The 11,365-nt window shown below is 39.1% G+C and carries 5 protein-coding genes and 2 pseudogenes; 2 read left to right on the top strand and 5 right to left on the bottom strand.

Going from position 1 to position 11,365, the window contains the following annotated elements; genetic code table 11:
* Positions 1 to 357, top strand: a pseudogene (locus tag J5I83_RS04960) (hypothetical protein); the annotation flags it as partial.
* Between the two features lie 443 nt (positions 358 to 800).
* Here J5I83_RS04960 and J5I83_RS04965 read toward each other — a convergent pair.
* The 5 genes from J5I83_RS04965 to J5I83_RS04985 all read right to left on the bottom strand — a co-directional run bounded on the left by J5I83_RS04965 (position 801) and on the right by J5I83_RS04985 (position 10,626).
* Entirely contained in the window at positions 801 to 1,814 is a 1,014-nt protein-coding gene (locus J5I83_RS04965) for a DUF4434 domain-containing protein (RefSeq protein WP_304053781.1), read from the bottom strand.
* Positions 1,815 to 1,882: 68 nt separating this feature from the next.
* Positions 1,883 to 5,221 (bottom strand): tetratricopeptide repeat protein, encoded by a 3,339-nt coding sequence (locus tag J5I83_RS04970; protein ID WP_304053783.1) that lies wholly within the window; start codon positions 5,219 to 5,221, stop codon positions 1,883 to 1,885.
* 563 nt (positions 5,222 to 5,784) lie between these two features.
* Positions 5,785 to 7,401, bottom strand: coding sequence for a glycosyl transferase family protein (locus J5I83_RS04975; protein WP_304053785.1), 1,617 nt, complete (start codon positions 7,399 to 7,401; stop codon positions 5,785 to 5,787).
* Positions 7,402 to 7,438: 37 nt separating this feature from the next.
* Positions 7,439 to 8,599 (bottom strand): non-hydrolyzing UDP-N-acetylglucosamine 2-epimerase, encoded by a 1,161-nt coding sequence (gene wecB, locus J5I83_RS04980; RefSeq protein ID WP_304053788.1) that lies wholly within the window; start codon positions 8,597 to 8,599, stop codon positions 7,439 to 7,441.
* Between the two features lie 137 nt (positions 8,600 to 8,736).
* Positions 8,737 to 10,626: a polysaccharide deacetylase family protein gene (locus J5I83_RS04985; protein ID WP_304053790.1), complete on the bottom strand. Its 1,890-nt coding sequence runs from the start codon at positions 10,624 to 10,626 to the stop codon at positions 8,737 to 8,739.
* A gap of 425 nt (positions 10,627 to 11,051) precedes the next feature.
* Between J5I83_RS04985 and J5I83_RS04990 the strand changes: the two are divergent.
* A pseudogene (locus J5I83_RS04990) lies at positions 11,052 to 11,365 on the top strand (transposase); the annotation flags it as partial.

Genomic DNA, 11,365 nt, shown 5'->3' on the forward strand with positions numbered 1-11,365 from the left:
GGCTGCCAATGCAACTTTCGCTTTGAATTCACTGGAATATTGCGCGCGCTTCTTGCTCATGGTTATTTCACTCCTTTTCTGTTTTGCCAGAGCTTAACAACCTGTCCAGTTTTTGGGTACCACTTCAGTCAAGCTGTGGAGCCAGCAATCGGACACCTAAAATCAGATCATCAGATGGATCGTTGCTGGTTACAGGGCAAACTGGGCGATGCGCTCCATGCAGTACTGTGCGCAGCGGGTTATATCCTGCGCTGGCTGTTGCGAGCAATGGTTCGCCTGGGACTGAAGGTGGCTTTTTTTGCGCCTTTTATTGATTCAGCTGGTCAATCCTATAAGGAGCGAACTTATAACTGTTGATGCGAATACTCGGCATGCTAAAACTATATTAGCAGCCGGGTGAATTTTGTAGGGCCGACTAAGTAGAATCTACTCAAAAAGTATTTCTCATAATCGTTCAAAATTTATAATTCATAACTAATTGTCTCATAAAGCATATTATCCGCAATAATATGCAATTTAATAAAAATTGATCAAATATAAGTGAGCTTGCGTTCAAATCAAATGCAAGGATTTCGGCATAATTTATTCAAAAACCTGACACTTAAATATTAATTTTTACGACATTTAAGTGTAGAAACAATTGCTTATACTTTCTGAGCAAGCCCTAAGTATTACCATATCGTTGCGCCTTGCCCTGCAGCTGTAAAACCGCACACTCCACCCACTCAACCGAGAGGAACCCAGGTTTATGAGTCTTAGAAGAGGCCCTAGATTAAACCTGAAACGAAAAGATGAGTGATTTATCTTAACCGCTCCAGTCTTGAATTGGAATTGGTTTTCTCTTCAATATCAGCCAAATACCTGTTATAGAGAGCTTCTCCAGAATTACCAGCTATCGGCATCATGTAAGTTGGGATACTAAAAGCAATTATATTCTGCGAAAACCTGCTTGCTAGTTGCCGCTGCCGGTTGATTCTGAACAAATCAGCAGGAACCGCTTGAAATGGTTTTTTATTGATTGGATAACCATCCGTTTGACGAAAAATTTCAACAATAACGCCTATTTCCCTCTGATTATCAATTGCAGACTGCTTAAAAGCTGCAAGATAATCAGGTAACTTGGAGAAAGTCAATTTATTCGTCCCGATTCCGTCCTGAAACAAGGCCAAATTAATTCTTGTTCGCTTAAACAATTGATTCCAAAATTTATTAAATTCTGTAATCTCGATTTGCCCGTTACAAAATCCTGAAATTGCAATTTGATAGCCAGGTGTCAACTTCTCTAACGCGCTACTTAATTGTCCTAAATAAGAAAATAGAAGCTCTCTTTTGTCAATTAATTTCCAGTTTATATCATCCACTTCTTCAGTAATATACCATCCATTAAATGATTTATAGTTTATGGCGATTGGGGTTATTTGCTCAGCAGCAAATATAGAACGACTCAGCAATTCGTCCAAATAGATCTTCACTTGATGTGAATTTTTAGTAATCTGATTCCAATACTCGTAATCGTAAACTAAACCGATATTAATTTTTATATCAAACTGCTCGGCCAATTTTAAAATGATTTCTAATGGAGGAAACTTAACAGACTGAAACGAACTACTGGAAAAAAAAGCGCGTGTATCTGCAACTGTCCATTGCAAGTACAAATCAGATATCTTTAGTTTTTTAAGATACGAGAAGAAAATCAACCAATCATTTTCATCCCATTGTCCATGTGAGTTTTCAAGAAGCTGAATAAACGTCCCTTGAATTGGATAAATTCGTTCTGGTTCTTTTAAAAAAATCGACTGACTGAGAACAATCATTATTATCATCAAACAACATATCCACACCCAGTAAAAACGTCTCACGCTATAATTCCTGGATATACGACTCAATATCTGAAAATCCCAATTGCATTAAAACCACTTTCAATATTTACAATACCAGCTTTATACTGAAATAAAAATTCAATATAAGATCTAGGAGCTGAGTACCTAGTTTGATTAAAGTAATATTTCAACGATAATCCACCGCCAGCTTCTAAATAGGACAGGTTACTCTCATCTTTTGTCTGAATTCGACCATCAATCACTGCGTGCGGTGTTATAACTATGTTGTTCCATAAGTTATAACTGATTCCTTGACGGGCCTCACCGAAGAAACTCAATATAGCAGGAGATTCAACAAAATAACCTAGATCGCCAAATAAAGTTGTGTAATTCCAGTATTGTTTCCCGAAATTGATGTCAAATCCATTTGTCCATCCATACATTCCTCTAATCAACCAGTTATTCTGGGAACTATCTCCAATCTTGATTAGTTTTTCTGCACTTAAATTAAAATTGTGTGTTTTAAAAGGTTTATATCTGATTCCAACAGTAGACTGAAATGTTTCTGAATCGACCTTGAATGAATCAGGCTCCATAGACCAGAGCATACGCGAAAACAATGTGAAGGTTCGCCCATCACGCAATCCGATAATAGGCGGTCGATAATTCAGTTCAACACCACCTTGGGAAGGAATAACACCACCAAGAATCCCCGGAGCTCCAGTTGGGTTTACGGTATTATTGTTTTGTCTATAGCCAAAATAAGCAGTGAAATTAAAATTATCATCTAACTCCCTCACTTCTCTTCTTAAATTGGCAAGTTCATTATCCTTATTAATTACATCAAGCTGATTACTGCCTAATTGCGCAACCCTCAAATCAATGGCTTGTTTAAACCAGTACTTACTTGCTTTATTATCTGAATTTCTCAGACTAAGGTAAGCAAGATCTTTATGCAACCCAAGGTTTTCAGGATCTTTCTCTACGACATTCTCAAGTATCTGTATACTCTGATCAGGTTGATCATTATTCGAATAAGCATAGCCTAATGCAGCTACAAAAATTTTATTATCTGGATCTCTATCAACAGCAAGCTTAAACTGTTCAAGAGCTTCTTTATTCTGCTCATTAGACTGAAAATAATTTCCCAACATATAGTGCCGCTCTGCTGTTTTTATAAAATCAAGCGCTTTTATCTGAGCACTAATTGCGTTCGAAAACTGTTTTCTTTTTGCATACTGTTGAGCAATAAAATCATATCGTTCAGCATTCAGCTCTACAGATAAGCTATTTCTATCAATTGACTCTAATTGGCTTAAAGATTGATCATCATCAAATTCAGAACTAAGCAGCATAGCCAGCCTCACTCTGATAATCGGATCGTCTTTGATTTGCAAAGATTGCCGCCATTTATCTGCGGCCTGTTTATATTCCCTTTGATTCACTAAAAAATAGCCAAATTTATCAAGAACTGTCTTTTTCTCCTCGGAGTTAACGCCATCTTTATCCGCTTGCTCCATCGCTTGTTGATAATAATAAGCAGCAATGTCGATTTTATTCAGCTTGCCGTTGGCTTGGGCAAAGTTCAACAAATTTTCCAAATTGTTTTGTTTTGATAATGCAGACCGATACTGTACAAGCGCATCATTCCACCGATCAAAACTGGCATACGCGTTACCTAGGATTCGGTTGATCACCCAGTTTTGCTCATCCATAGAAGCTGCTGCTCTTAGATAATCAAGTGCCGGCTGCTCTTGCCCTTGGTCGAGATACAACAGCCCCAGATTTGTTAACGCATTGCTTTTTTGCTTTGAATTTAATCCATTAAGTTGAATTAAATGACGATATATTTCAACTGACCTCTCCCAGTTTCCTAGACTTTTTTCAACTTCAGCTAACATAAACAAGGTATTAATCGATTCCCTTATTTTCAGACTTTTCTTCAAAGTGTCTGAAGCTTCTTCTAAGTGGCCAGTTTTTAAACTTGTCAAAGCCAATGAATTCAGTAATTCCAGATCAGCTGAATCAATTTTTGCTGCTTTTTGAAATGCGATTTTAGCCTGTGCATATTTTTTTTGCTGATAAAGCAATTCACCTTGAGATCGATACACAGTTTTTTGCTGTTCTTTAGATGCGCCAGATTGAAGTGCTAACTCTAATGATTGTAAAGCATTATTCATATCGCCAGAACCGATATAAAGATTACTTAATTTAATATATGCCTCTGTGCTTTTTTCTTTATTTAACCAATCACGATAGACCTTAATTGCTTTGCCAATGTCACCTTTATTTTCCAATGCATTGGCCAAAGATTGCATAACTTCACTGGATTGTTTTATTTCAGCAGCATGCTGAAAAGCGTTAACTGCCATGTCATACTGTTTTGCATTACTATAGGCATGACCTATCAACATATAAGTACGATATAAATCAGATTCCTGTGTTTGTTTCAAGAGTAATGTTTCATATGAGCTTGCTGCGGATGAATAATTTTTGTTTGCAAAAAAAAGGTTAGCCAGAAATTCTTGATCATCATCATCATACCGCTGTTTCAAAAGCACATTCATCATATCAATGGCTTTATCCAGATGACCCAAATCGTAATATATATAAGCTAGTGACCGTAATATCTCAGGATTGCCTCTATCAATTGCTAATGCAGCTTGATATGCACTAACTGCCAAATCAGGCCTTTTGCTTTTTTGATAAATGTTACCTAATGCCAAATAGGCCTTTATAGATTCATTCTTTGTTTTAGAATGTAATAAAGCCTTATCAAGCATTTCCCTAGCCAAATCATATTCACCTAAACCTTCTCTTGCTATCGCATAGCGCATAAAATAATTAAAATCTTTTTTTTGAACAGGGTATTGATCAAAAAAAACTAAAGATTGTCGATATGCTTTTTGTTCTAGTAAGATAATTAATGACATTTCTAATGCAAATAGTCTATCTTCCTCCAGAACATCGCTATTTGCGATTATTGAGTTAAAATCCTTAAGCGCTTGCGCATTATTTCCGGAAGCATTATGAGCTAAAGCACGATATAGAAGGAATGGCACACTATTGCCAATTTGTTTTAATGCCAAGCTCGCTTGTTGAATTACCTCTTGATATTCTTTGCTTTTATATAACATGATGACATAAGCCATTCTTGCTTTAATATCGAATGGATCGATTTCAAAGAATTTCTGAAACTCGATCTTGGATTCAGGATATTTATTCTCATCCATTAAACGATAGGCTTTATCCAAATGTGGAAAACTACGAAATTTTCGTACCACAGGCTCCAAATAACGCTCAGATCGTTCAATGACTATTTTATCCAAATAATAATCTTGTTTATTTTGGCTTAATGCTGGATCAGCAGCATGACTGGTAAATATAACCAGTATAGACATCAAGCTTCCTATTGCAGCAAAAAATAACCTTAATTTTAATTTGAACACCCAGGTCAATACCATTTCTCAGCCTTATTTTTGACCTTTACCTGCTAATATTTTATCAAGTAAAAATTGCAATATATATATACCCTGCTTCCCGTATTTCTATTATAAACTGCTGCGCTTTATGACAATGCTCATTAAATTCTTTTAAAGCCGGGCCACGCGTTAATCTCCCAGATTAAATGTCAAGTATTTGTAAACATACTTATCACTGAATTGAGAGCAATTTCAGATAGTCAACTATTGGTCCTTTGGTGCATGATGTCACCATCAAACCTATTTTTCCGTTCTTTCATAGTTCATAACGATATGCCCTTCTTTGAAGAGTATGCGCTTCATATAAATTTTCTTTTTCTTGCTGACTTAATCGGAATCGGAAAAATGATTTATTTATTGTTCAATTCACAAAGAAAAAACAATTTATGTTAAAAAATCAGACTAAGCCCATATTTCTATGGCTTAGCCATCAAAAATCCTATTTTTTATCGTGTTTCTTAAATACGAGTAATAAAATTTGACTACATATTTTCTATGATCAATTCCAGCTGAACTTTTTGTACATAACCCAGCTCACTTAAAATGTCACCTAATAAACGAGGTTGCTCTATTTGCGTTGATAACGCATTATCTAGTTGTTCTTTTGTAATAATTCCTGTGCTAATCAAGAACTCTCCTAATTTCGGTTTAAATACATTCAGAGCATTATCTTCTGGATAAACATGATCAGTTTTATCCCAGCCAATTGTTTTTTTGGTTCTTAAATATTTCATATATTGTGACAAAGCCCTGGTAGTCGCAAAAAAATTAATCACATTGCCCCACACCATTCTTGGAAAAGAAAGAAAAGCCTGAGTCCAACCATGAAGTTGTTTAACACAGTAGCCACGGTGAAAAATTCTAAGCCCCAGAAAAAAAGCATTGATTGCAATCAGGTACCATAAAAATGTTCCCTCCTCGACCAAGGGCGGATATTGGTAAGCATTTGGATCCAAACTGATTATTATCCAGATTGAGACAACAACCAAGACAATAATATAACCGAGTAAATTAATTAAATTAGTAATTAAAGCTTTTCGATCCCGGTACAAAATATATTTAATGGATAATGGCCCTTTCCATCCCAAATTTGCCCAGCCTTGCAAACCAATACCGAGCACCCACCGTGATTTTTGCCGCACCGAAGCCCAAAAAATGTTTGGAAAGAATTCTTTGATACAAACTAACTCCTTAACTTTTACTTGCTTCTTTTTCCCTGTAATAAAAGACCTCTTGGTTATTGTTCTATCCACAAACAAACGGACAAACATTTGTTTTAACTTATATTCTCTGAGCTTGAATCCGAAATCATAATCCTCTGTTAGAGAATTGGTACTAAAAATCTGATTATTATTATTGGCAACAACACTAATAGCTTTCCGGCTAAAAGCAACACCAACGCCGGCTGCTGGAATGCTCTTGGTAATAGATTCTCTTACCGGTAAATCTTTGTAATGCAATTGAGCAAATTCGTCTTGATAGTGTGCACCAGTAAATTCATACCATTTACGGGGTAATGATAATACTGGCAGTTGCACCATATCTGCTTTTGGGAACAGATAATTAAATAATTTGTAACATAATGGATGTATTACATCTTCACAATCCTGCATAATATAACAGGCGAATTCGATATTATTTTTTTGCTCAAATTTTCTGATTCCATTGCAAATCCAGTTAAGGCAATCTGCTTTGTTTGTCGGCCCATCATCTCCAGTGATGCAAAGATGAACATGATCACTTTCAACCATGACTTTCTCAACTTCTGTTCTGGTTTTCGGATCATTCGGGTAAACCCCAACAAAAATATGATAATTGGTGTAATTGATTGATTTAATTGTATTCCTAAGCATCTGACCAATAACTGCCGACTCATCCCAGGCTGGCAGCATAATGGCAATAAACTGTTCCGGCTTATCTAATATCCGCTGCTCTGTTAATGGCTGATATTTTGTCATCACAAAAAATTTGCGATAAAAACGCCTAACCCAGAAATATAAGTCAATAAACAGATCATCAAGACCGCTGATAAAAAAAACAATACATACAAATGCCATCAACATTTGCATGACAACTAAAAGATAAGGAATATTATCCATATTTATAGAAAACCGAATATAAATATTATGTTATAGTTCAGCCCTTAAACTCATTTTCAGATGGCAATAGAGGCTTTTGATTTTTTGCCCATCTGCAGACCAATTCAGCGATTCGCTCGGACGCTTTTCCATCACCAAAAGGATTACTGCCAATCATCGCCTGATATGCCTTGTCATCAATTAATAGCAGACTGATTTCATCAACAATTTTATGTATTGATGTACCGATAATTTTTGATAACCCTGCGTTAAAAGCTTCTGGTCTTTCTGTCAGTTTTCGTAATACCAATAGCGGCTTTTTAAGGGTCGGCGCCTCTTCCTGCACACCACCAGAATCGGTAACAATGAGATGAGCATTTCGCATCAAATTTAAGAAACAGAGATAATCAACCGGTTCTGTCAATGCGATACGTTCAACATCAGACAGAATTTCCATCACCGTTTTCCTGACATTCGGATTTAAATGAACGGGATAAACGACCATGACATCTGGAAAACGCTGAACGACTTCTTTTAACGCCAAACAAGTATTTTTTAGATCTTCTCCGTGCGACTCTCTTCTATGTGATGTAACTAAAATGACACGGTGCTGACTCAGAGGTAAATTTTCGATGGGAGAACCTTGAAAAGAGAATGGTACGTCAAGCAGTGTTGACATTGCATCAACCACTGTATTCCCCGTCACAAAAATATTTTCTTCGTTGACGCCTTCATTCAATAATTTCTCTTTTGCTAATGGAGTGGGTGCCAAATGAATTTGAGCCAATACAGAAGTTAATCGACGATTCGCTTCCTCCGGAAATGGGTTGTACAAATCATGACTGCGCAATCCTGCTTCAACATGTGCAACAGGTATTTTTAGATAAAATGCTGCCACTGAAGCTGCGAAGACTGTGGTTGTATCCCCTTGAACCATCAACAAATCCGGCTTTACATCTTCAAGAGTTTTTTGCATCAGTTGCAGCACGCTGCAAGTCAAATCATTTAAATTTTGATTTGGCCTCATCAAATCAAGATCTATGTCCGGAACAATGCTAAACAACGATAAAACTTGATCAAGCATCTGCCGATGCTGGGCTGTTGCAATTACCACTGTATCAATATCACTGGATCGCTGTTTAAGAGCATATACGATGGGAGCCATTTTGATGGCTTCAGGACGTGTCCCCATAATCAATGCTATTTTCTTTTTATCCATTTATTCACCAGATAATTTTAATTAATTTTATGCCTAAAAACTTTTCGCAACTTTCCCTTAAATCGACTCCTAAACCCTTATCTCTGAAATCAGTGTCAGTGATATCGCCAAGAAGGCAAAGATAAGGGCGTTTGATCTTATGGCTTGAGGCTGTCTACAGTGACAAATGTGTAGCCTTGTTGCTTGAGCCCATCCACCACTTGAAGAAGCATACTCTGCCCCAAATACGGATGGTAGAAGAAGCTAGCAAATCCGTCACGAACGACAAGGTTGGCTTGACCGGCAGCAAGTAGGTCTTCCGGAAGTCGAGCCGGATGATTGTTAAATGGTTCAGGTTCGATATTCCCGATATTCTCTGGAATAACCACACTGCCGTATATATCTTTCACAGGATAGGGGAAAAACTGCCCAGCAAGCCGACTGTAGTCGATAGGTTGTTGACTTAAGTTACCCGGGAAATACAAACCACGATCGTAACGTATCCCAAACCGCTCATGTACCGCCATGTAGTCGGTCACCGAACCGGCATAGTGGGGAAACTCAAAGATTGTCGGAACTGCCAACCCGGCCGCTACAAATGCCGCTTCAGACAGAGCGATACGGTTAGCTACCCACGCCTCGGAATCACCTGGTACCGGTCCGTCATAGATAACCGAATCATTGGCATCCACGTGAGCAGTGTAAAATTCAAAATCTTCCGCACTAACGCCATTGTAGGGATTGATCAAATCTTCAAACTGATGGGTATAGCCGTGCATAAGCAAGGTCCCCCCCTTGGATTGCATAAATTTTAGAGCCTCGACAACATCGGGCTTGCTAACAAGATCGTAGGCCTCAGGCACGCCGTTGTTGTATACTCCATGAGGGTCTTCGTAACGGGGATACACGGCTACCGCAAATGGAACGCTGCGATTAGACAGCGCCTGGGCAATTTGCCTTAGCTCCTGGGGATCAGCATCAGGCCCAACATCTTCGATTCTAACCAGTGCTCGATGCCGTTCGACAGTAGCAGGAGCCAGCAGGTCAAACAACAAGTCGGCCAGAACGAGATAGCGGTCATTATGATCCATGTATGCAAATGGAACCTCTCCGATGTAAGTTAAATTCAAGGAACGCACCACCCAGGGGAAGCTGGTTCCATCAGCTCTCTTTGCCATCGCCGGAAATTCAACCCGAGCTGGATCGGCATTGGCGTAGGTCATAATACCCCCTTGGTTTATTGTGTTTCGGGTCAGATCAGTCAGTTTGTAGTTGACGGTCCCGATCGAACTGAAATCGAACCCGGCCCAGTTCCATCCGTAGGCCGCCTGGAAGTCGCTGGAATACGCCGTTAGCTGCCAGATGTTGTCATACATCCACAAGACCGGGGTAGTACCAGCCAGCGTGTCAGTAAGGAAGGCAACGGGCAGTGGTTCGTCATAGGTTGATCCGATATAAATCACTGCGCTAAAGCCGTTCATGTCACCGGCCGTGTACGTACCTACCGGACGAGCCTGCCATGTCCCGAAATGGGATACAAGGTTGGCAGTCATCTGAGCGTAGAGTTCACCCAGGAAACCCCACGGTCCGCTAGTGTCATACAGAATCAGGGTGCTAATCGGGTTGTTCGGGTCTTCGGCAAGACTGATCGTCAGTGCCGCCTGGTTGGTCAGTGCCGCCTGGTTGCTTGGTAAATCCAAACCTAAAGACTGAGCACCCCTAATCGTATCTTCAGCCGGCACAACTTTTCCAACAGGTTTAGGTTGGGTTGGTTTGGCCTTTGGTGGCCGCGGGGGAGAAGGCACTATCCCCAGATTCCGAATGTTAGCCAAAGCGCGTGCGCCAGCACCTTTATTACCTTTACCTGGTCGAGCAGAATTCTCATTTTTGCTATTGTTGCCTTGACCAATGCCGTTGCCTTGACCATTGCCAGGACTAATCACAGTCTGAGCGTTGCTAGAAATAGTAGCCACAAGCCCGAAAATGCCCACCATAACCATAACCACCAAAAACCAGCCTGTACGATGTCGGAAATTCTGTTTTTTCATCATTAACTCCAATATATTTAATGGTTATAAGATATTATTTTGAAATTACTATCAACTTTACGTAGCCCTTCGTTTCTTGCTGCTACAAGCTGTTGTTTTTTGCAATCAAGTTTCTTCAGCGACCCAATTTAGGAAGCTATTTAGCTACAAAGAGTTTAAAAGAGATAACTTTAATTCTTTGATATTATGAGGAAACTTCTTTGTTTATAAAAAATATGGTCACACTCTTTTTAGCCTCACAATTCAATAAGTTATAGTATTAAAATTGCACAAAGATACTAATGAATTGTCATTAAAAAGAAAATACTGCAGTTGCATACATTTGTTACCCTTCCTCAAGTTTAGACATTCAGCATCAAGAAATCTGCCGTTAAAAGCCCGTTCAAAGTCTTTTCGTTTAACAGAAAAAGTGTGATACTTGCAGGATGAGAACACGTTATCCAAGTGATATCAGTCACGAACAGTTCGAGCAGATCCGTCCACTGCTGGAAAGTGCACGCAAGAAGACCAGTCCACGTCGAATCGATTTGTACGAAGTATTTTGTGCGGTGTTGTATTTACTCAAGAGCGGTTGCCAGTGGCGCATGTTGCCAAGCGAATTTCCGAAGTGGTGCACGGTCCATTCGTACTTTGCTATTTGGAGCGAGCCGGATAAAGATGGAGTAAGCCTGCTGGAGCGGGCACTTAAAAAATCAGGTTGGCGCGGCCCGTATGAGACAGGGGCGCAACGCCTACACGT

This window comes from Nitrosomonas communis, assembly GCF_024102715.1.
GTDB classification, from domain to species: Bacteria; Pseudomonadota; Gammaproteobacteria; order Burkholderiales; family Nitrosomonadaceae; genus Nitrosomonas; species Nitrosomonas communis_B.

What these genes read in the sequence shown, in the direction of transcription:
- J5I83_RS04985 (WP_304053790.1), bottom strand. Translation starts at nt 10,626, where the DNA reads ATGAAAAAACAGAATTTCCGACATCGTACAGGCTGGTTTTTGGTGGTT.
- J5I83_RS04970 (WP_304053783.1), bottom strand. Translation starts at nt 5,221, where the DNA reads ATGTCTATACTGGTTATATTTACCAGTCATGCTGCTGATCCAGCATTA.
- wecB (WP_304053788.1), bottom strand. Translation starts at nt 8,599, where the DNA reads ATGGATAAAAAGAAAATAGCATTGATTATGGGGACACGTCCTGAAGCC.
- J5I83_RS04975 (WP_304053785.1), bottom strand. Translation starts at nt 7,401, where the DNA reads ATGGATAATATTCCTTATCTTTTAGTTGTCATGCAAATGTTGATGGCA.
- J5I83_RS04965 (WP_304053781.1), bottom strand. Translation starts at nt 1,814, where the DNA reads ATGATTGTTCTCAGTCAGTCGATTTTTTTAAAAGAACCAGAACGAATT.